Origin of the sequence: Hoeflea sp. TYP-13, assembly GCF_040932035.1 — a bacterium.
Lineage (GTDB): Bacteria > Pseudomonadota > Alphaproteobacteria > Rhizobiales > Rhizobiaceae > Hoeflea_A.
Map to the genome: position 1 here is coordinate 441,404 of NZ_JBFRBB010000003.1, position 20,310 is coordinate 461,713.

The 20,310-nt window shown below is 58.4% G+C and carries 20 protein-coding genes; 1 reads left to right on the forward strand and 19 read right to left on the reverse strand.

The window, feature by feature from the left end; all coding sequences use genetic code 11:
- Positions 1-13: 13 nt before the first annotated feature.
- The 16 genes from ABVT35_RS19175 to ABVT35_RS19250 form a co-directional block, all read right to left on the reverse strand.
- A complete protein-coding gene (locus tag ABVT35_RS19175; RefSeq protein ID WP_368468497.1) occupies positions 14-793 on the reverse strand; it encodes a transporter substrate-binding domain-containing protein in 780 nt (259 codons plus the stop codon).
- A 581-nt stretch (positions 794-1,374) separates the two neighbouring features.
- Positions 1,375-2,070: an RraA family protein gene (locus ABVT35_RS19180; protein ID WP_368468499.1), complete on the reverse strand. Its 696-nt coding sequence runs from the start codon at positions 2,068-2,070 to the stop codon at positions 1,375-1,377.
- On the reverse strand, positions 2,067-2,762 hold the full coding sequence (locus ABVT35_RS19185) for an alpha/beta fold hydrolase (RefSeq protein ID WP_368468501.1): 696 nt from the start codon (positions 2,760-2,762) through the stop codon (positions 2,067-2,069). The genes ABVT35_RS19180 and ABVT35_RS19185 overlap by 4 nt, the downstream gene beginning before the upstream one ends.
- Positions 2,759-3,886: a cobalamin-independent methionine synthase II family protein gene (locus tag ABVT35_RS19190; RefSeq protein ID WP_368468503.1), complete on the reverse strand. Its 1,128-nt coding sequence runs from the start codon at positions 3,884-3,886 to the stop codon at positions 2,759-2,761. Before ABVT35_RS19190 ends, ABVT35_RS19185 begins: the two co-directional genes overlap by 4 nt.
- Positions 3,887-3,952: 66 nt before the next feature.
- On the reverse strand, positions 3,953-4,918 hold the full coding sequence (locus ABVT35_RS19195; protein ID WP_368468505.1) for a cupin domain-containing protein: 966 nt from the start codon (positions 4,916-4,918) through the stop codon (positions 3,953-3,955).
- A gap of 66 nt (positions 4,919-4,984) precedes the next feature.
- Positions 4,985-5,953, reverse strand: coding sequence for an ester cyclase (locus tag ABVT35_RS19200; protein WP_368468507.1), 969 nt, complete (start codon positions 5,951-5,953; stop codon positions 4,985-4,987).
- Entirely contained in the window at positions 5,950-6,978 is a 1,029-nt protein-coding gene (locus tag ABVT35_RS19205; RefSeq protein WP_368468509.1) for a LacI family DNA-binding transcriptional regulator, read from the reverse strand. The genes ABVT35_RS19200 and ABVT35_RS19205 overlap by 4 nt, the downstream gene beginning before the upstream one ends.
- On the reverse strand, positions 6,978-7,745 hold the full coding sequence (locus ABVT35_RS19210; protein WP_368468511.1) for an SDR family NAD(P)-dependent oxidoreductase: 768 nt from the start codon (positions 7,743-7,745) through the stop codon (positions 6,978-6,980). Before ABVT35_RS19210 ends, ABVT35_RS19205 begins: the two co-directional genes overlap by 1 nt.
- Positions 7,742-8,797, reverse strand: a complete 1,056-nt coding sequence (locus ABVT35_RS19215) for an ester cyclase (protein WP_368468512.1) — start codon at positions 8,795-8,797, stop codon at positions 7,742-7,744. Before ABVT35_RS19215 ends, ABVT35_RS19210 begins: the two co-directional genes overlap by 4 nt.
- A complete protein-coding gene (hisD, locus tag ABVT35_RS19220) occupies positions 8,794-10,122 on the reverse strand; it encodes a histidinol dehydrogenase (RefSeq protein ID WP_368468514.1) in 1,329 nt (442 codons plus the stop codon). Before hisD ends, ABVT35_RS19215 begins: the two co-directional genes overlap by 4 nt.
- A gap of 4 nt (positions 10,123-10,126) precedes the next feature.
- Entirely contained in the window at positions 10,127-10,663 is a 537-nt protein-coding gene (locus ABVT35_RS19225) for an ester cyclase (RefSeq protein ID WP_368468515.1), read from the reverse strand.
- Positions 10,660-11,658: a hypothetical protein gene (locus tag ABVT35_RS19230; protein WP_368468517.1), complete on the reverse strand. Its 999-nt coding sequence runs from the start codon at positions 11,656-11,658 to the stop codon at positions 10,660-10,662. The genes ABVT35_RS19225 and ABVT35_RS19230 overlap by 4 nt, the downstream gene beginning before the upstream one ends.
- Positions 11,659-11,675: 17 nt before the next feature.
- Complete coding sequence (locus ABVT35_RS19235; RefSeq protein ID WP_368468518.1) at positions 11,676-12,557, reverse strand: carbohydrate ABC transporter permease; 882 nt, start codon at positions 12,555-12,557, stop codon at positions 11,676-11,678.
- Between the two features lie 7 nt (positions 12,558-12,564).
- Positions 12,565-13,587, reverse strand: a complete 1,023-nt coding sequence (locus tag ABVT35_RS19240) for a carbohydrate ABC transporter permease (RefSeq protein ID WP_368468520.1) — start codon at positions 13,585-13,587, stop codon at positions 12,565-12,567.
- A gap of 96 nt (positions 13,588-13,683) precedes the next feature.
- Positions 13,684-14,916, reverse strand: a complete 1,233-nt coding sequence (locus tag ABVT35_RS19245; RefSeq protein ID WP_368468521.1) for an ABC transporter substrate-binding protein — start codon at positions 14,914-14,916, stop codon at positions 13,684-13,686.
- 81 nt (positions 14,917-14,997) lie between these two features.
- Complete coding sequence (locus ABVT35_RS19250) at positions 14,998-16,050, reverse strand: ABC transporter ATP-binding protein (protein ID WP_368468522.1); 1,053 nt, start codon at positions 16,048-16,050, stop codon at positions 14,998-15,000.
- A 159-nt stretch (positions 16,051-16,209) separates the two neighbouring features.
- Between ABVT35_RS19250 and ABVT35_RS19255 the strand changes: the two genes are divergently transcribed.
- Positions 16,210-17,217 (forward strand): ester cyclase, encoded by a 1,008-nt coding sequence (locus ABVT35_RS19255; RefSeq protein WP_368468524.1) that lies wholly within the window; start codon positions 16,210-16,212, stop codon positions 17,215-17,217.
- Positions 17,218-17,241: 24 nt separating this feature from the next.
- Here the strand turns inward: ABVT35_RS19255 and ABVT35_RS19260 are convergent, their stop codons facing one another.
- Genes ABVT35_RS19260 through ABVT35_RS19270 form a run of 3 tightly spaced genes read right to left on the reverse strand, consistent with a single transcriptional unit; the run spans position 17,242 to position 20,230 of the window.
- Entirely contained in the window at positions 17,242-17,952 is a 711-nt protein-coding gene (locus tag ABVT35_RS19260) for an HAD family hydrolase (protein ID WP_368468526.1), read from the reverse strand.
- Between the two features lie 44 nt (positions 17,953-17,996).
- Positions 17,997-18,812, reverse strand: coding sequence for a DUF2877 domain-containing protein (locus tag ABVT35_RS19265; RefSeq protein WP_368468527.1), 816 nt, complete (start codon positions 18,810-18,812; stop codon positions 17,997-17,999).
- Complete coding sequence (locus ABVT35_RS19270) at positions 18,809-20,230, reverse strand: DUF1116 domain-containing protein (RefSeq protein ID WP_368468529.1); 1,422 nt, start codon at positions 20,228-20,230, stop codon at positions 18,809-18,811. Before ABVT35_RS19270 ends, ABVT35_RS19265 begins: the two co-directional genes overlap by 4 nt.
- Positions 20,231-20,310 lie beyond the last annotated feature (80 nt).

The following is a 20,310-nucleotide window of genomic DNA, read 5'->3' on the forward strand; positions in this document are numbered from 1 at the left end:
CCGTCCAGCGTCTTTAACGGTTCGCGCAGACCCATTCAGCGGTTTTGTCACCAGGAAGATTGCCACTGGAATACCCGTATGGCGTAACTTTCTGCATCATTTCGTCGGAGCCGATATAGTCCGCAAGAGCCTTGTTGAACTCCTCCATGAAGTCGGCATCATCGAAACGGAAACCGATGCCGACCCAATTCTGCGTCCATTCCGGAAGGGCACCGGGATCGGTCACGTCCACCGCCCCATCAGCCTTGGCGAGGTGACTTGCCTCGAAATATGTCAAGCCACCGGCATCTGCCCGGCCCGCCTTGACCGCAGCCAGTATCTCGGTCGGTCCGGGGACCTGCATGATGCGTTCGTCCGTAAGCCCTTCCTTTTTGGCGGCCTCGACGGTGTTGTATCCCGCACCGGTGACGAGCATTGCATCGGCGCCCAGGATGTCCTGATAGGTCTGGATGCCCTTTGGGTTTCCGGTCGGAACGATGAATGCATCGCCCGCCTGCGCTATCGGCTCGGAAAACGCGATGTTCTGGCACCGGCTATCGAGGATATAGAGGCCGCCTGTGATCAGGTCATAGCGGTTCGCCTGAAGCCCCGGGATCAGCCCGCCCCAATCGGTCACCGTCGTTTCGACGTTTTCGTGGCCCATGGATTTGAGAATACCGAGCGCGATCTCGTTCACAAAGCCCTTAGCCGTGCCATTGTCGTCCGGATATCCCCAGATCGGAATGTTGGAGAATCCGATCCGGATAGGTTCTCCCGCCTCGATGCGGTCCGTGAGAGAGCCAGCGAAAACCACGGCGGAACTCGCCACCACGGCGAAACAAGTTGCAGTTAGGCATTTCATGAGTCTGAACATATTCCAAATCCTCCCGTTGCATTCTTGGAATTTTTTTACTTGCCCGGCTGTCGGCTGACCGTGGCAGGCACTGCGTCAGCCTTTCGAGAAGCAATCCGATTTGCTGCCTCTCAAACGCTGAACCACACAACAGATCGATCAACGCGCACTGACCTGGGCGGAAAACGGCATGTCCTTCATCCCTTTTCCGTCAATCGCTGTGCCTCACACGGACCAGCTGTTGAGTTTTTTCCAATACGCCTTTGGAATTTTATTGCGATGGCGCTTGCGTCTGCGGCAAGCTCTTTTGCCGAATACTGCTGGAGTTCCGCGGGACCGGCAATTGAAAATATCTGCTCTGTTTTTGAGAAAATCTCAATTCGCGGGATGTGGCTGGTGAGGTGATATGCCCTGACGGCCGCTAAAGACGAAATGTTCGAACCGATGCCCTTGCCAATTCGAAAAGGATCTCAGCCGCTGAATCCGCTTTCGCTTTATGCTGGATGCAAACGGCGGTCCGAACCGGTTCCACCAGAAGCGCTCTAGGTGCGGGCTTTTTCAAAGCGTGCCCAGGCATCTTCGAACGCCGTAAAGTCGAAGCCATCTGCTTTCGCGGCATCCAGAACGATTTTTTCCGTTTCGAGCAGTTTTACAATGGCAGCTTCAAGCGATGGGATGACGCTTTGTGGAATCCTGACCGCTCCATGTCGGTCCGCGTGGATCAGATCGCCGTCGCTGATCTCAAGCCCGAATACCACGACCGGTGTTCCGATTTCTTTCACATGAACGAAGGCGTGGCTCGGCCCGACTGAGCCGGCCACCACCGGAAAGCCGTCCGGCAGGTCGCCGAGATCGCGCATGACGCCGTTTGTCAGGGCTCCCTTGAGGCCGAGACCCTTGTGCACGGTCGTGTTGATTTCACCCCAATAGGCACCGACGCAATCGGGATAATCCACATCCTCAATCACCACAATGGACGGATCCGGGCCTTCTGCCATGTGGCGGTAATAGGCCATGCGCCGCTCCTTGATGACTTCGGCAGGTTCATCCGGCGGACGCAGCGCCGCGATTTTAGCCGTGCGGGCATATCCTACAATTGGCGGCTCCTGCGGCGCCGAGCACAGCATCGTGCCGCGTGTGAAACCGCTGAAGCCGCGTTTGCCTTCCGCGACCTCGATGGCGTTGCATACTGTTGGCGTATCGACGCTTCGCAGGCATTTGAGCAGGGACGGGGTCATGAAGCCTCCAGCCAGCGGGCAAGTGCCGCCGTTGTGTCAGTCGGGTTTTCCAGTGTGGGCATGTGCCCGGCATTTTCGATAACAGTCAATGTGCTGTTGGACAGCAGCGCGTGCATCAATTCGTGCCGTTCGATTGGGCAGAGTGCGTCATCGCGGCCGCACAGGACAAGCGAGGGACCCTTAAAGGCGCGAAGGGTCTCGGTCTGGTCCGGCCGGTCACGCAGGGCCAGCGACTGGTTCTCAAACACGTTCGGACCAAGACCCATCGCCATGTCCATGCACAGATCGAGGATAGTCTGCCGGTTTGGGCCGTCGGTCAGATAATTCGGCTTCATCTCGTCGCGCATGACTCGCCGCAGGTTACCGGCCTTGACATCGTTGATCTGCGGACCACGGTTTGCCTGTCTTTCCGGGGCTTCCGAAAGGGGGTTGGTGTCAAGCAGCGCCAGCCTTTCCACGCGCTGCGGAGCCTGTCGCAACACTTCCATGGCAACGATCCCGCCAAGCGACAGTCCGGCAAGGGCGAAGATCGGAGGAGCATAGGACAGGATTTCCCTTGCCATTGCCTCCATTGTGTCATGCGCATTCAATGGCACCGTTACGATCGGATGGTGCGCAGACAAAGCATCGACCTGCGGGCCGAAGAGGCGCGCATCACACATCATTCCCGGCAAAAGAAGCAGGGGCGTCACGCTGGTCCTCCAGCAAGGCGGGCGCCATCGGCAAGTGTCGCAAGTTTCGCATAGGCAATGTCCGGGTCGACGGCACCGAAACCTGCGAATGTGCCAAAGCCGCAATCGCTGCCGGCAATCACGCGGTCCTCGCCGACGATGCCGGTAAATCTGCGGATGCGCTCAGCTACGAGTTCCGGGTGTTCGACAAAATTCGTCGTCGTGTCCACGACGCCCGGAACCAGGATCTTGTCATCCGGTATCTCCGCCTTGCGGTCGCGGAAAACCGTCCACTCATGTGCATGGCGGGGGTTGGAGGTTTCGAACAGGACGTAGCGCGATCTGGTCGACATCAGGGTGGAAAACACCTTGTCCATGGCTATGTCGCAGCAATGGGGGCCTTCATAATTGCCCCAGCAGATGTGAACGCGAACCTTATCCTGCGGCACGTTCTGCAGGGCATGGTTAAGCGCTTCTACGTGGCTGTCGGCGATCTTGACGAATTCGTCGTCGGTCAGATCGGTAAAGAGCATGTGGCGTGACAGGGCAAGATCAGGGCAGTCGAGCTGCAGGTCGAGGCCGGCCGCGACAATCGTTTCATACTCCTCCCTCATCGCGTCGGCGAGCGCCGCCAGATAGGCGTCCCGCGACGGATAAAAATCGTTTTGCAGGAACAGCGAAATGACACCCGGTGAAGCTGCGTTCATGAAGCCGCGCTTGGCGCCGTGCTCGGCCATGGCGGCCTTGAGATTGTCGATATCCTTCTGCAGTTCGCCCTGACCTTTGGAGCGCACTTCGCCGGTGCACATGGGCCGGGCATACTGCGGGGTGCCGCCGTCATCGGCCAGGCGCTGCAGAAAGCCCGGAAACATTTTCAGGTCCGCCGGCGCATTGCGCGGGCTGTCGCCGGAAAACCCGGTGTAGCGGTCCTTTACATAGGTCGCGTAGGAGATTTTCGACGTTTCTCCATCGCTGACGATATCAATGCCGGCTTCAACCTGTTTTCTGACCGTTTCCGACGCTGCAGCCTTCATGCAGGCGTCAAATGAAGCCTGGTCGAAGGGCTCGCCGCGCTCGCGTGCAAATATGAAATCCACCACGTCCTGGGTGCGCGGCAACGAGCCGACATGTGTTGTTAAAACCATGATATTCTCCTCACCGCCGGTCGGCACCTAATCCGGGCCTTTCGGCAGATAGTATTGTTGTTTGTTTCAGCCCGCCCACGTCGCACCGGCAGGGTCATCTGTTGCCGTGATGCGGTAGAGACTGGCTTCGCCTGTCATCGAGGGCGCTATTGCATGGCGTTCGCCCGGTTTGATCAGGCAGGTGTCGCCCGGGTTCAAAACCGTTTCGCCGCCCTCCCAGCGCAGTTTCCAGTTGCCGCGCACCGGCATCAGCACTTCAGGCTTACCGGTTTCATACATCTCATCGGCAATTGAACCTCGGGTCAGAAAATCGATTTCAAACCCGGGTTTGTCTTTTAAAAGAGCATTTTCTCCGATCACCCTTGCCGGCTTGCCTGCCGCCAGTGCCATCAGGTCCCAATAGCGCGCGACATAGTCGCGGATGACCCCTTCAACAGGAACTTCCGGGTAGTTCTTCAGCTCTTCATCGGTCAGCAGTGGCATTGGTCCGACATCGTCGGGAAGGCTCTCGCCCTTCTTGGTATCGTAAAGCCTCCCGGTCTCTGCAAGAACGAGACCGTGGTCCCTGGCATCCTCGATCACCTGCGGCGCCCAGGTGACGCCGCCGCCGGCGTCATCGCCGCCGAGAACGGCCATGATCATGCCGTAGTCGGTTCCGACATTCTCAAAACCTCGGAATATTCCGGTTGGTATATTGAAGATGTCGCCTTCCTCTGCAATGAACTCGCCGGCTGTGCCCCAGCGGCCCCAAAAAAACCGCCAACGGCCTTTCAGGACAAAAAACACTTCTGCGGTCGTGTGGCTGTGCAGGGAGTTGCGGCATTTCGGCGGTTGTCCGGCTGCACCGATATTGAAACCGATCGCGTCGGAAATATGCACATGCTGGTCCGGGCTTTCGGAAACACCGCCGCCGATAATGGTGAAATTCTCTTTCTGGTCGCTCCCCGGCGTGTGTGCATCGATAAATGCGGTTCTACAGGGCTTCAGGTCGCCATATCGAACAATGCGGGATTCCAATTCCTGCGGTGTCATTTGCCTTCTCTCTCTGCCGGGTCAAAGACCCATCGGGGTTTCGTGTTTTTAAGTTCAGAAATCGGTTCAGCCGGTCTGCATAAGGATCTGCTTCCAGATGGCGACTTCGTCGTAGAGCGTGAATTCGCGGCGCAATCCCCAGGGACCGAATTCGGCATGGCTCATGCCCATGACGTAGACATCGGCGCCTGTCGGGCGGCCAAAGGCACCCCAGCCGTCATGCTTGCCCCGCAGCGACCAGCGCAGCGCGGCGCGCGGTGGCATCATTTCGTCTTCACGGCCGATCTGGTGATCGATGGTGAACTCCGCTGAAGGAAATGCCGAACGCACCCCGATCCAGAAGCGGTCGACATCCGACCAGCTTCGGGCGCTTGTGAGACCGGGATATTCGCCCTGAACCGCGCGGTCGTATTTCTGTTTTATGACTGCGAGATCGGCATTCATGATGCGCGTCAGATAATCGGCGTATTCCGCACCCCAAGGATTGTCGTTGCCGCGGCCGCCATAGGGGCCATCGACATAGGTTGCCGGTGTCAGGGGAGGGTGGCATTTTTCCGGTCCGCCTTCGTCAGCAATATTTTTCTCAGCGGCCTCGCGCGCATCCATGCCGAGTTGTTTTGCTATGCCGCCATAGTCCCGCACAAGCCATTCGTCGGTGATCGTGTTGTTGATGGCGTAGCAGTCCGCAATAGCGCGGAAGTGAACCTTCCTGCCGGTTCCGGGGCCGAACATGCTTTCGCCGAGATGGGTGCCGGTGCAATAAAGGCGGTGCGAACTCAGCATGCCGTCATCTTCATTGCCCGACCAGATCACATCCTCGCCGAGGAGTTCGCGGTCGGGAAACTCGACCAGTGTTGCCATGGTTTTGGCGATGACGCCGGCATTGCCGCGATAGGCACCCATCGGCATGCGCAGATAGATGTCTTCGCCGTAATATTCGTGCAGCGTTGCAATACCGCGGTCTTCCCAGATTTCCCTGGTTATTCCGAGAATGTAATCGGGAAAATCCTTGAATTTCGGATCAAAACCCTTCATCCGTCCCATCCTTCCGGCAATCGGGCAGAGCCGCGCACAATGAGCGGGCCGTCAATCGCCACGCGTTTTGTCTCTGCCTCCTGTGGGTTCTCAATATGGGCGCGCAGCGCTTCGACGGTCTCTTCGACCATCAGATTCGCGCGCTGACGAATGGTCGTCAGATTGTAGGCAAGCCAGCTTGCTGGCGGCACATCGTCATAACCGACCACGGAAACATCGCCGGGAATGTCGAGACCCAGTTCGAACCGGATCACATCCATCACCGCGATGGCCATGTGATCATTGGCGACAAATACCGCGTCCGGCCGCTGATCTTCCGGCACGTCAAACATCCGGCGGGCGGCGTTGCGGGCCTGTTCTGTTTGAAAGTCGCCAACCTCCCTGGCCGCAAGCCTGCGGTCTGCTTCTTTCAGCGCGCTGAGAAAACCGGCTTCGCGGTCACGCTGCGTGGAGGCCCCCTCCCAGCCGGCGATGTAACCGATTTTCCGGTGCCCGCCGGCGAGCAGAAATTCGGCAACTTTGCGGCCGCCGGCATAATTGTCGGATGTTACGGAGGTGATGCCGTCAATGTCCTGAGACCGGTTGAACAGAACCACGGGCACGCCTGCGGCATCACAGCGCGAGGCTATGTCTGACGACATGGCGACAGATGCAATCACGATCCCGTCCACCTGATAGTCGAGAATTTCGTCCATGACGGAATCGATGTTCTCGATGGTCTCGGCGGCCATGAAGACAAGCACGTGATAGCCGTGCTGCTGCAGCGCGTTGGACAGTTTTTCAATCGCCACCGGATAGAACTGGTTTTCCAGATAGGCGACGACCAGGCCTATTATCCGGCTTTTGCCTGATACCATGGCGCGTGCGAGGACATTCGGGCGGTAACCCAGTTCACTGGCCGCCTGTCGTACCTTGTCCGCGGTTTTCTTGCTGACCGAAGCGCCCGGCGTAAAGACCCGGCTGACCGCGGACTGGCTGACGCCGGCGCGCTCTGCAACAAGAAGAGAAGTAACTTTTTCTGCCATCAGTCCGCCGTCCAACCCCCGTCAATAATCAGTGATGTGCCTGTTATCAGAGAAGCGGCGTCGGAGGCCAGATAAACAACCGCCCCCATAATGTCCTCGACCTCTCCGACCCGGCCCAGCTTGATTTTTTCCTCGATCCAGGCAACGCGCTCCGGATTTTCGAATGTCGGTTGCGTCAGCGGCGTGCGGATGAATGTCGGGCAGACCGTATTGATGCGTATGCGATCCGGACCCCATTCGATGGCCATGGATTTCACCATGCCCTCAAGGCCGTGTTTCGTGGCGCAGTACACGGCCCGGTCGATGCCGCCAACATGGCCCATCTGGCTCGAGATATGAATGATGGAGCCGCCGTTGCCCGATTTTTTCATCCCGCGCGCGGCAGCAGTGGAAAGAAAATAGGCGGCGCGCAGATTAAGGTTCATGACCGCATTATAATCTTCCGGCGTTGTTTCCAGCGCCGGGCTGTGGCGGGCAAGACCGGCGGCGTTCACCACCACGTCAATCGTTTCCTGCGCATCGAAGACTGCATTCATGGCGTCGAGATCTGCCACGTCGAGCGCCTGTGCTTCGGCGGACCCGCCCTCCTTGATGATGGCGTCCACCGTCGCCAGCAGCTTTTCGGCGCCCCGGGCAACGCACACAACATGCGCCCCTGCTTGCGCCAGCGCTGCTGCACAGCCCTGGCCAATACCCGAGGATGCGCCGGTCACCAGCGCTCTCCTGCCATCGAGCCGAAGGGAAGGCGTTTGCGGTAAATCGGTCATGTGCTCGCTCCGCCGGCAATCGCCATGCGCCCGGTATTGCCGGCCTTGTTGAATTCGCGCAGGCGCTGAAAGACATCGACACCCAATTGACGGAAGACGTCAAGAAGATCGATCAATACCCAGTTTTCGCGAATCAATCCGTTTTCGAGGCGCCAGAAATCCAGGCTGCGCAATGTGACGGCTTGGCTGCCCGGTGCTATGCCCAGCCAGCCATCACCGGTGATGGTCTGTTTCATGTTGGGCCATCCGGTCACAGCAGCGTATTTGCCGTCACCAATAAAATGAGCGGCTATCCCCTCGGTTGCCTGGCCGCGGTCCGGCATTGCACGCAAAAACGGGATCTGGTGCAAGTTTCTGAAGCCGGTGATGCCGCGTGCCGTGCCGATGCCCGAGGGGCCATACCAGTTCATGCGCGGATGCCAGTAGCGGTCCATCTGCATCACCTCCGGGCCGCCCTGGGCCGGGTGCCGTTGCAGATGCTCGATCATGTCGACGATGTGCCGGCATGTGGCGGCGCTTGTTTCGTCATCGTAAGGGTCTGCCGTCAGCCCGTCCTGTGTCACGGGGCCGGGAACGTGCCATTCGCGACCGAGGCTCGGAGCCATCGGCCAGGCATTTGCCTGCATCATGACTTCCGGAATGTCCCAGATTGCCTGGCACTCGACGATCCTGTCGGCCTCGAAACGGTAAAACTCGTGGAACCGCATATGGACCTGGTGTCCGGTGGGAGGGATATCGAGCCATGGACCCGAAAATGTGCCGGTATAGTAGCCGCAGCATCCAACCCAGTCATAGGTATCGCCGTCCGTTCCGGCGATAACGATGTAATCCCGTCTTTCAAGATCCGGCCATGCCTGCACGAGTGGCGCATAGGCAATTTCGAAATGGGCTTCCGATCCTATGCTGTCGCCGAACGGGTGGCTGAGACGATAGCATGCGTCCGGCGCGGAAACTGCGGCCAGTTCGGTGCAAACACGGCTTGTATCAAAATCATACATCGCGCGCCGCAAAGGTGCGATGAGGGATTTCAGTCGTGTATAGCGGTCTGTCATTCAGCGGCTTCACGGTATGGGGCGGCGGCACCGTAGGGGACATTGATGCCACCATAGCGGCGAACGCGAACATTGCACTGCTCCGCGTGACCGACAAAGCCCTCAAGCATGCAAAGGCGCGATCCGTATTCACCGATCATGGTCGCCGCCTCGTCGGTTGTCACCTTCTGATAGCTATGGGTCTTCAGGTATTTGCCTACCCAAAGACCCCCGGTGTAGCGGCCTGCCTTTTTCGTCGGCAGCGTGTGGTTGGTGCCGATTACCTTGTCGCCATTGGCGACATTGGTGCGCGGTCCTAGGAACAGCGCGCCGTAGCTGGTCATGTTTTCCAGGAACCAGTCATCGCGGTCGGTCATTACCTGCACATGTTCGCTGGCAATGTCGTTGGCCACATCGAGCATTTCCTCGTAGGTGTCGCACAGGATCACCTCACCATAATCTTCCCAGCTCACGCGTGCCGTATCGGCGGTGGGCAGGATTTCCAGAAGGCGTACGATCTCGGACAGTGTGCCCTCGGCCAGGCGACGCGAATTCGTAACAAGCACGGCAGGCGAATTATAGCCGTGCTCCGCCTGGCCGAGCAGGTCCGTCGCGCAAAGCTCCGCATCCACCGTATTGTCGGCGATCACCATCGTTTCGGTCGGGCCGGCAAACAGATCTATGCCGACCCGCCCGAAGAGCTGTCGCTTGGCCTCCGCCACAAACGCGTTGCCGGGGCCGACGAGCATGTGAACCGGATCGATTGTTTCGGTGCCGATGGCCATCGCGCCGATCGCCTGTATGCCGCCCAGCACGTAGATTTCATGGGCGCCGCCCAGATGCATGGCCGCGATGACGGCCGGATTGGGTTCGCCCTTGAATGGCGGTGTCGCGGCTGCAATGCGCGGAACACCCGCAACCGAAGCCGTCGCGACAGACATGTGTGCCGATGCAACCATCGGGAACTTGCCGCCGGGCACGTAGCAGCCGACGGACTGCACCGGAATGTTTCGGTGTCCGAGGATCACGCCGGGGATGGGTTCGACTTCGATGTCGAGCATCGAATCGCGTTGTGCCTGGGCGAAATTGCGCACTTGTTCCTGCGCGAATTTGATGTCGGCCATCTCGCGGTCGCCGACCCTCGACATCAGTGCATCGATGTCCGATTGGGACAATCGGAAGGAGGGGGGTGAATATTTGTCGAATTTCTCGCTCAGCCGGCGAACGGCCGTATCGCCCCGCGTCTCGATTTCCTTAAGGGTCGCCTCGACCGCCGCGCGGGTCTTTGCGTCATCCTCGGCCCGGTCCGCCTCCGGTTTTCCGCGTTTAAGATACTCGATACTCATCTTATCATCCTCGGTTTTCGGGGCGGGGAGGCTCTTTCTCGCCGCGATCGAAAGCTTCCCAGCCTTCGCCATTAAAAAGGTCGACCCCAAGCTGCTCAGCGACATGGGCAAAATCAACATTTACCCAGTTGTCGACGATCTTGCCGTCGACAACCTTCCAGAAATCCATGTAGCGGATCTCGACGCGCTTGCCGGTCGGCTCGATGCCCAGGAAGCTGCCTGAGTGGGTGGCTTCCTGCCGGCCGAAGGCCGCCGCCCATTCGCCCATGTAAAGCCGCGCCTCGTCGATGCAGACCTTGTCGGAAAAGGCCGCCTGAAAAGGGCGCTGCCAGTTGTTCTGAAACTCGCGCAGGCCGGTCTTGGTGCCGCAGCCCTGGTTGCCCATCCAACGGAAATTGTCGGCAAAGAAATCACCGATATCGTCGATGCGATGATCATTCAGACCGTCAACCATCGCTTCGATTACCGCGCGCGTGGCAGCTGTTTTGCTCATGTCCGTGTCGCGGCTCAGCGCCGCCTGTTGCGGGCGGGATCCTTTCATTGCACCTCACTTTTGTTATCAGCGAAAACGTCGTAGCCCATCTGCAGAAGCACGTGCGGGATGTCGACAAACACCCAGTTTTCAGCCAGCAGTTCGCCATCGCGGCGCCACCAGTCACAAACGCGCATAAACAGTCTTTTTCCGGTGGACGGTTGTCCGAGAAATGTTTTTGCCTGAACGGCATTGAGTGATGGCCAGCCGCCGGAACAGACATAGTTGCCATCGCCAAACCGCGTGAAATGTCTGGTCTGGCTGCCTGGAACGGCGCCTCCGATCCATTCACTGAAGGCGCTTTCGAAAGTCACCTGGAAACCGGCGAAATTTTCCAGGCCGACAAAGCTGCCGAAGGCCGCCGGCCCATACCAAAGCATGTTTTCGTGCCAGTAGGGACGCCAGGCCTGGTTCTCGGTTGCAAGTCCGCGCAGCATATCTGTGACCATTTCGAACGACGACGCGCTCAATGCGGGGTCGTTGTCGTGCCACACAAGCCCGTCCTGCGCAGCGGGTCCCGGCAGATATCCCGTATAGCCGCGGTCGCGGCCCGGGCTGTCTTCGATAGGCCATTGCCCGGCTGCAATCATCAGTTCGGGAATATCAAGAAAGATGTAAGATTCCACGGCCCGGCCGTTTTCCATGCGATGAAACTCGCCAAAGCGCAGGTAAGCCATGGCGTTGGTCGGCATGATCCCAAGCCACGGTTTTGTAAAATGGCCGCAATAGTAGCCGGTGCACGTCACCCAGTCGGAGGCATCATTGCTGCCACCAAAGGCAATGTAATCTGCGCGGCAAAGGTTTTCGAACGAGCCGAGCAGCGGCTCCAGGAAGTCACTTTGATACCCGGCTGTTCCGGCAATTTCGTTGAACGGGTGTACGATGTTAATGATCGCATCGCGATCGAAGAACCGTTCCACGGCGTTGGCAAAGCCGTCCGATTGCGGGTACCGGTACGCCTCGCTATAGGTCTTCAGTGCAGCTTTGTTTGGTGCGATTGTCATCCCGATCGATCCTGCCTCTAACCCTTGACCGCGCCGGCGGTCAGACCCGATACGATCTGGCGCTGGAAGAACATGATCATCAGGAAGAGCGGCGCGGTGGTGGAGACAACGGCCGCCACGGCGAACATGACATTGCCCTTGGTTTGTGTCGTGCCGAGGAAGCTCGCGATTTTGGGAACCATGGTCTGGTTTTCTTTCGACAGGATCATCGCGGTGACGGCAAAATCATTGTAGGCCAACAGGAAGGAGAAGAGCCCGGTGGTGATCACACCCGGCCACATCACCGGAATGATCACGTGCCGGAAAGCCTGGAAGCGGGTGCAGCCGTCGACCATCGCGCTTTCATCCAGATCCTGCGGAATGTTCTTGAAAAAGGAATGCAGCATCCACAGCGTGAACGGCTGGTTGATGGCAACGAGCACGATGATGCAAGTGGCAAGATGCCCCCACAGATTCCAGCCGAAAAACACCGGCAGGTATCCGGAAACGAGTGTGATCGGCGGCATTGCCCTGAAAATCAGCGCGGCGATCAGGAACCAGAATGCGTAGCGGTATGTGGAGCGGGCGAGGGCGTAGCCGCCCAGGGTTCCGAAGGTCAGCGAGATGGTGACGACGAATATGCAAACGAGGACCGAATTCATGGCCGCGCGCCAGAATTCCTCCTTCACCCAGGCGCCGTAATAGCCGTCTCCGGTAAACCTGCCGCCTGTCTCAACATCGGTCAGCGTCCCGGTCAGCGCATAGACCCAGTCTGCCTTGGAGAAAAAGTCGCCTTCTACCTTGAAGGAACCCCATAGGGTCCAAAGGAACGGGAAGGCAGCCAGGATCATCCAGAGGGCGAGGATCCCGATAATCAGGATTTGAACGGCGGCCGGACGTTGCTGTGCTTTGCTGCTCATGGATCACCTATTTCCGGCCGAAATCGCGCCAGGTACGCACCAGCACCGGCGAAAGGAGAATAGCCACACCGATGATAGTCAGCACCGAGGTGGCGGCGGCCGAGGACAGCTGTCGCGTCTCGCCGCCAAGATCGTTGTAGATGGCCCAGGACAGGGAGGTGGCATGGGCACTGGCCGCAAAACTGACGATCGGCTCGAATACCCTGAAATTGTCCATCAGCTGCATCAGTGCGATGAAGGTCGTTAGCGGTAGCAGATGGGGTATGACCACGTAACGGATCTGCTCCCAGCGACTCGCACCGTCGATACGGGCGGCTTCAAGCGTATCCTTGTTGACGGTCTGAAGCCCGGCGTAGTAGACGATGAATGCGAAAGGCGCTGCGTGCCAAACACCGTAGACGATGAGCATGATCCATGTGAGCGGTGTCGATGCCTTGATCGACAGATCCGGGTTACCGGCAAGGTACTGCAGCGTCGAGCCGATAATGCCGCGTGCATCGATCATCCAGAACAAAATGAGCGAGCCGATCAGCGGTGTCACCATCATCGGCAGCAGTGAAAAGAAGATCAGCGGTCCACGGATCAGTGCGGCGGCGCTGTTGACCGCAACGGCGATAACAAATCCAAAGATAATGACCAGAGGCGTGACCACAAATGTGAATGTCAGCGTGAACCCGATTGCCTTGTAGAACGGCAAGTTCAGCATCTGTGCGCCGAAATCGCGCCAATTGTCGGCTCTTTCCCATGCGGTGCCGACTTCACCGACCGCCAGATGATTGCGGTCGAGATAGGTCGTCAGACCGGCGAACCGGCCAAGAGGTTCAGCTTCGCGCAGCGCGGCGGTCGCCTCCTGGTCGATGGCCGTCGACTCCTTGCAGCCAAACGGACCGCAGTTTTCAACCGTCACGATCACCTGTTCATGGGCCACGTAAAGCGACTGGACGATCACCGAGATGATCGGGAAAAAGATGAACAGCATCATTGCTACCGAGGAGGGAAGCACGAACAAGAAAAACGCTTTGTGTTTCATCTGCGGTTCCTCCCTGGTGGCTGTGAAAATTGCTGACGAATGAAAATCGGGTGTGAGCGGCGGGGGCGGCAGAAGCCGCCCCAGTTTTGGAACGGCTTACTTCAGGTAGCCCTTTTCCTTTGCGGCGGCCGTGTAGGCGGCCTCGATGTCGGCGAGCGTCTGTTCGGCACTTTCCTTGCCCTGCAGGAAGTCACCGATATTGTCACCGAGCGCCGTGTGCAAAAGACCCTGATAGGGCAGCATCGGGTAGGGCGTTGTTTGCATGTCGATGGCGCTGAAGACGCCGGCATTGACGGGGGCAGGCTTGTAGCCGTCGATCATCCAGACCGCCTGGCCCATCGTCTCGTCATTGAGGATCGCCGGGCTGATGCCATATTTCATGGCGAGGAACGTGGCTTCCGCGTCCTCATCCGAGATGTTCTTGGCGACGGTCCATCCGTCCCACCAAAGCGTCGAAGCAGGCCGATCACCTCCCCCGACGGTCATCGGCGCACCGACCTTGGTGTTTTCATAGACCTCCGGCGTCGACCCTTCCGCATCCATGAGACGGCCGGTCCGCGAACCCCACATATTCATCAGGGCGACATTGCCGGCTTCCCACTCGGCGGAAGTTGCATTGGAATCATGGGTCAGGAAGTCCGGGTTCATGTATTCAGACAGCGCCTTCATCATCTCAAGCGTGGCAACGCCATTTTCGTTGTTGATGGAAACTTCCGCCGTGCCTGGCTTGTAGAACTCTCCGCCATGGCCGAGATACATGTTGACGAATTCCTGGGCGAGGTTCCAACCAGCCGCATAGGCGCCGCCCACGGGGTTTTCCATGATGCCCTGATCCCGGATCACCTTTGCAGCAGCAAGCAGTTCCTCGTAGGTCTTTGGCGGCTCGACGCCGATTTTCTTCAAGACGTCGTCGCGGTAGACGAGATGCTGTGCGTTGGCCATGAAGGCCACAGCCATCACCTTACCGTCGATGGTGATCAGCTGGTTCTTGGGAATGTCCTGCCCGTGCTTGGCAATCAGATCGTCAAGCGAGCGAAGCACATCTTCGTTGATCAGGGCGACGATCGACGAATTGGCAAGGATAGCGGTCGTGTATTCCGCCGGATTGCCCTGCATGCCGGCCAGGTTGATTTTCTGGTGATCGGCCGTGAGGTTGGATTCGGCCTCCATGCCTCCGGAGCACGACGTTGCATTTTTGGCGACAGTCTGAATAGCGGGGAATTCATTGCCTATGATGCTGAGGCGCCCGTTTTCGATGGTGCATTCCGCATACGCTGTTGAAGCGGAAAGCGCGAGCACGCCCGCGGCAATCAGTGATTTGAGATACATTTTTCAACTCCCTGTTTTTCTTGGCACTTATTCCTCTCGTGCCCGATTGGGGTCCGGCTGTGACCAGACAACGACTACCTGTCAGTGATTAATCCTCGCTCCCGAGTCCTCTTCAAACAGATGGCAGATTTCCGCCGGGATCGAGATCGAGACCTGATCGCCAATCTCGGCGCGGAAAGTTTTGTCGGCCTTGACGGATACGAGCGCACCGCCGACCCGGACCGAGATCATCGAGGCATCACCAAGCAGTTCCATGGTGTATATCGGCGCATTTATCTGCCCTTTACCGGCCTCGGCCAGCTGTGCGTCCTCGGCGCGAAAACCGAGTGTGACCTTGCCACCAGTGGCGGCCAGTCCTGAGATCTGCGTGTGTTCTGCACGGAACGTTCCGTTCGAGATCTCGCCGTCGATCAGGTTCATCGCCGGATTGCCGATGAAACTCGCGACAAAGCTGTTTTCCGGCTTGTCGTAGATGTCGGTGGGGCTTCCAACCTGCTGGACAACGCCTGATTTCATTACGACAACACGGTCCGCCAGGGTCATGGCCTCGATCTGATCATGGGTCACATAAATGGTGGTTACCGCAAGTTCGTGGCTGAGGTTCTTGATCTGCGCCCTGGTGCTGACCCGCAGCTTGGCATCGAGGTTGGACAACGGCTCGTCCATCAGGAATACATTCGGCTCGCGGACAATGGCGCGGGCGAGGGCGACGCGCTGGCGCTGTCCGCCTGACAGTTCGGCGGGCTTGCGGTGCAGGAATTCATCCAGTTCCACCATCGCGGATGCACGTCGCACCTTTGCATCGTGGCTTGCCGGATCAATCTTTCTGACCTTGAGCGGAAAGCGGATGTTTTCGTAGACGTTCATGTTGGGGTAAAGCGCGTAGGACTGGAATACCATCGCCACGTCCCGGTCCTTGGGATCGAGATCGTTCACCACCTTGCCGTCAATGGCAATCTCGCCTTCGGTAATGTCCTCAAGGCCTGCTATCATGCGCATGGTCGTGGTCTTGCCGCAGCCGGAGGGACCGAGGAGGACCAGGAACTCCCGATCCGCAATGGTGAGGTCGAAATTGTCGACACCGACAAACGACCCCCAACGTTTTCCAACGTTCCGCAGCTGGATTTCGGCCATCAGTTCCCCCGGAGTGGATAAATTTGAATACGTTTGCAATAAAGGTAGACTCATCATGCGTCTTCTGGCAAGTATTTTTTGCAAGCGTATGCAAAGTTTTGTTCACAGACTGCCTAATGCGCAGATCTTATTGATAAATTTGTACGGGATGGATGGTAGATGATGTCCTTTCAGTTGGAAAAGGAACTGGTTCGGGAATTCTATGCGGCTATGGATGGCGCATCAGACGGGCAGATAACGCGGGTGATTGAAACCTACTGTGCGGCGGACTATCTCTGGCGGGGATTTCATCCGTTCAATGAATTGGCCAACGCTGCCGAAGTCGCACGAAAATTCTGGATACCGCTGCGTTCGGCGCTGGCCTGCATGCAACGCCGCATGGACGTCTTCATGGCCGGGCGTAATGAGATCGACGGGTTTGAAAGCACATGGGTCGTGTCGATGGGACATCTGGCCGGGCTGTTTGATCAGGCCTGGCTGGGCATTCAGCCTACCCGAAAAATGACCTTCCTGAGATATTGCGAGTTTCACCGGGTCGATGAGGGCAAGATCACGGAAACGGCGATGTTTTTCGACATTCCGCATCTGATGATGCAGGCCGGGCTGCAACCGTTTCCTCCCCAGACAGCGGCGCATCTCGTGCAGCCAGGGCCCATGACGCATGACGGGCTTTTATATGGTCCGCAGGATCCCGCCGAGGGCGAAAGAACGCTTGCCGCCATCAACCACATGATCGACGATATCAAGGACTGGACCGGCGGCAGAAAAGAGCCGCTGACAGAGGAGCTGCGTCGCAGCTGGAGCGAGGACATGATCTGGTGGGGCCCGGCCGGTATCGGTGCGACCTATACGATCGAGCGGTATGCCGAGCAACACGCCGGCCCGTTTCGCGACGGCTTTGGCGAACGGATATTCAACGGACATAAATGCCGGCTTGCGGAGGGCAGGTTCGGCGGTTTTTTCGGCTGGCCGAACCTGACACTGACCCCGACCGGCGGTTTTATGGGCATGCCCGCGACCGGCAAACCCGGCGATATGCGTGTCATCGACATCTACAGGCGAGAAGGCAGCAAGCTTTCGGAAAACTGGATCTTCATCGATCTGTTGCATTTCTGGAACCAGCAAGGTGTCGATATCCTGGCGCGCAGCATCCGGACCGGCTTGTGACGCGGGCCCCTTCAACAAGACACCTCAAACTGTCCCTTTGAGCTGTTCTATCGCCTTCGGCAGCGATGTCAGGCTGTCGATAATCAGGTCAGCATCAAGTCGGTGTCTTGCATGGACTGAATACTTGCCGCATATGGCGATTGAAACCATCGGCACGGCTTTCGCAGCCGCTACGTCTACGGGACTGTCCCCCACCATGAGACTGTCTTTCCCGCTGACCCCAAAATCGGACAGCGCCTGCAGCAGCATGTCCGGTGCCGGTTTGAGCGCCGTACCGGAGCCGCCGCCATTGATTGCGCCGATATATTCGGACAGCCCGAAATGCTTAACGATACGTCTTGCCATTGACGCCGGCTTGTTGGTGACGACCGCAATGCGAATGCCTTGCTCCGCAAAGGCGGATAACGCTTCAATAGCCCCTTCGCGCAGCACGGAATGGGTTGTCATGAGCTCGACATAATAACGGAAGAACAAATCCGCCTTCCTGGACAAAAGAGGTTCTGCCAGCGCAATGTTGCGCGCAGCAAAGGCTTCGCGAACGAGCGCCCTGGAACCACAACCCGCCATGTTTCGAATGTCGTTGAGCGCAAGCGGCTCAAGTCTTTCTTCTTCAAGAAGCCTGTTTGCGGAGCGTGTGAGAACGGGCACCGGGTCAACCAATGTGCCGTCGAGATCGAATAGAACGGCCCGCGGCCAATCCGCGGGCCTCGAAAGCCTGTTCAAGTTCATGTTCATTGCGGCCTATCCAGTGTGGAACGCCAGTGCCAAGACCCGGCAGCTCAGCCGGAGCGCACATCCGCCGCAAGCCCGAGGCCGGCCAGCAGGCCTTTGCCTGACGAGCGGCCGATCGATGCCACAACGTCAACCGCATGGTCAAACCGACGGCGCGCGGCGCGGGCACTGGCCCGTTTCCTCGTGGACGCCATGTGACACGCGGCGTCAAGCAGGTCATAGATTGGCTGGATGCTCTGGCCGACGGCGGCCCAGTCAAGAAAACACCGGCTGAGCTCGGTCGTCGCCGCCCGGCTGGCCATATCGCCAGGCACGTGGGATGCCGGGTCGCTCATATGCGTGAGCATCAATATGCCGGCAAGCACATCATCCCCCGTCGGCGTCAAGCCACCGCCCAACCCCTCAAGCAGTTGTCTTGCCGCATTCAAATCTGACCGTTTCAGAGCCTCATCGACCTCCGGCCAGACGTGAGAAACGTCACGGGGAACCATATCGGGGCTGTTAAGCTGCGCAAGCGTCGGAACGATCGTGTCGAGCCTTTCGGGAGTGGGGAGCGATGGACGATGCCGGGTTGCTCCGGACAGATCTATGATGCAGGTCTTGGTCCACAATCTGTCCAGCGCGAAGTGCACAATTGACTGTTCAGGCGGAATGGGCGGTTGTTTTCTGAGGACCAGGTGAAGCGGCCCAGCCGGAATTTTCGGTCCGCCCACCGCGAACAGCATTCCGGCGGCACGGACGTAGAAGCCGGACGAAAATGTTCCGACAACGCAACCGGCGCCGTGAGCCGTCTTCATCGCGCACTGCCGGGCCTGCGTGACGCCGTCGCCGATTGTGCGCGCCGCTAGTGAACGATGCGTCATGACGCAAGACGGCGGTCTAGATCCAGCAGTGCATCGGTGAAGCACCGGACAGGAGCCCAGGCAACACCGGCACCGACTTGACCGGTTCCCGCGGACGCGTGGATGATGCCGGTATTCACCGCTGGTGTGATTGACAGTTCAGCCACCTTGCGCACGTCGACACCGACGGGTGTCCCGACATTGTCGAGGATCGGGAGCCGGAACCTTGTGCTTTCACCCACGCAGATACGTTGCATGCTGCGCGTTGCAGCGATTGCATCCGACATCCGTCCTCCGAGGAAACCGGCGACCGCCGGAGAGTTGGCTGCTGCCGGGCCGCCGAGGCCGATCAGTTCCAGCACTGCGCTGTCGCCAATATCCGGGGCGCTCGTTTCAGGACCGTAGCCCGGATAGTAAAGAGCGTCCTGGATCGGCGGCGACTCGGTGATGAACCACCGGTTTTCATTGCCCGGCAACTGAACCCCGTATGTGGTTCCGTTTCTCGACATCGTGGTAACGATGCTCGAGTTTTCGACGGAAGAGGCTGAATCGACCAGCGCCTTGGCACCGGCCATCGCGACATTGAGGAACATGAGATGATTGCCGCTGAGAAATGAAGCGACCTCCGGCGCCGCATCGTTGGAACTTCGCACCAGATAGGGAAGGAGATCGCGCAGAAACAGGTTGGTTGTGGCCTGCACCCGCATGTGAACATCATCACCCATTGGTACGCCCTGTGCGGCCAGCGCAAATATGTCTATGTCGCCTTTCTCGACCAGTGCGCCAGCCAGCACGGGGCCCACCGCATCGCGAAGGAAACGAAGCCGATCGATCGCTTCGTCGCTGTCAACGCCAAACCACGGCACTGCACCCGAGCCCTGGTTGATGCTGGAATAAGAGACGGTGCCGCCCAGGGCGTTTTCGACAATGTAGACGGGCGCTGACGGTCCGATCGATGTTGCCATCGGCACAACGGTCGCGTGTTCGTTTGCCGGTTTGAGTTCAACCTCTCCGGAGGCAACCATTTGTGCGGCAGTCATGGTTTCGGCAGCCCAGCCTTCGGCAACGACTGCCGCCTTGATCGACCGCTGCAGCGGATCGCACATGGCATCCCATGCGATCGACGGCCCGCAGTGAAGCACTGTTCGTTGTCCCATGCCCGCGATCACCGAGCCGGCCCGGTCAATTCCTTTGAGCATGGGCACGCCATCGTTCAATCGCGTTATGACTTCAGAGTTCGCCTTGTCGATCAGCGCGGATTTTGGCCCCAATAATCGGGACAGCGCCGCAACCACATCGGTTTCTCCGCCTCCCGGAATCCGCCAATCGACGCCTATGGCCGAAGCGCCCTGATTGCGGACGGATGTCTCGAACAGCGGAAGACCGATGTTCACGACATCGACGGTGTTGGGAAGTTCAACGACAGGAGGCGATTGCATAGGAGTCCTTTCAACGGGGTGTGGGGTTTACCGTCGGCAACGGGTAAAACCGGAATCGTTTACTATAGTGTATGATAATT

Bases quoted from the DNA above. Each gene is read 5' to 3' on its own strand.
- ABVT35_RS19215 (WP_368468512.1), bottom strand. From the start codon at position 8,797: ATGACAGACCGCTATACACGACTGAAATCCCTCATCGCACCTTTGCGG.
- ABVT35_RS19195 (WP_368468505.1), bottom strand. From the start codon at position 4,918: ATGACACCGCAGGAATTGGAATCCCGCATTGTTCGATATGGCGACCTG.
- ABVT35_RS19255 (WP_368468524.1), top strand. From the start codon at position 16,210: ATGATGTCCTTTCAGTTGGAAAAGGAACTGGTTCGGGAATTCTATGCG.
- ABVT35_RS19240 (WP_368468520.1), bottom strand. From the start codon at position 13,587: ATGAAACACAAAGCGTTTTTCTTGTTCGTGCTTCCCTCCTCGGTAGCA.
- ABVT35_RS19190 (WP_368468503.1), bottom strand. From the start codon at position 3,886: ATGGTTTTAACAACACATGTCGGCTCGTTGCCGCGCACCCAGGACGTG.
- ABVT35_RS19270 (WP_368468529.1), bottom strand. From the start codon at position 20,230: ATGCAATCGCCTCCTGTCGTTGAACTTCCCAACACCGTCGATGTCGTG.
- ABVT35_RS19210 (WP_368468511.1), bottom strand. From the start codon at position 7,745: ATGACCGATTTACCGCAAACGCCTTCCCTTCGGCTCGATGGCAGGAGA.
- ABVT35_RS19235 (WP_368468518.1), bottom strand. From the start codon at position 12,557: ATGAGCAGCAAAGCACAGCAACGTCCGGCCGCCGTTCAAATCCTGATT.
- ABVT35_RS19230 (WP_368468517.1), bottom strand. From the start codon at position 11,658: ATGACAATCGCACCAAACAAAGCTGCACTGAAGACCTATAGCGAGGCG.
- ABVT35_RS19265 (WP_368468527.1), bottom strand. From the start codon at position 18,812: ATGACGCATCGTTCACTAGCGGCGCGCACAATCGGCGACGGCGTCACG.
- hisD (WP_368468514.1), bottom strand. From the start codon at position 10,122: ATGAGTATCGAGTATCTTAAACGCGGAAAACCGGAGGCGGACCGGGCC.
- ABVT35_RS19200 (WP_368468507.1), bottom strand. From the start codon at position 5,953: ATGAAGGGTTTTGATCCGAAATTCAAGGATTTTCCCGATTACATTCTC.
- ABVT35_RS19250 (WP_368468522.1), bottom strand. From the start codon at position 16,050: ATGGCCGAAATCCAGCTGCGGAACGTTGGAAAACGTTGGGGGTCGTTT.
- ABVT35_RS19205 (WP_368468509.1), bottom strand. From the start codon at position 6,978: ATGGCAGAAAAAGTTACTTCTCTTCTTGTTGCAGAGCGCGCCGGCGTC.
- ABVT35_RS19180 (WP_368468499.1), bottom strand. From the start codon at position 2,070: ATGACCCCGTCCCTGCTCAAATGCCTGCGAAGCGTCGATACGCCAACA.
- ABVT35_RS19225 (WP_368468515.1), bottom strand. From the start codon at position 10,663: ATGAAAGGATCCCGCCCGCAACAGGCGGCGCTGAGCCGCGACACGGAC.
- ABVT35_RS19245 (WP_368468521.1), bottom strand. From the start codon at position 14,916: ATGTATCTCAAATCACTGATTGCCGCGGGCGTGCTCGCGCTTTCCGCT.
- ABVT35_RS19260 (WP_368468526.1), bottom strand. From the start codon at position 17,952: ATGAACATGAACTTGAACAGGCTTTCGAGGCCCGCGGATTGGCCGCGG.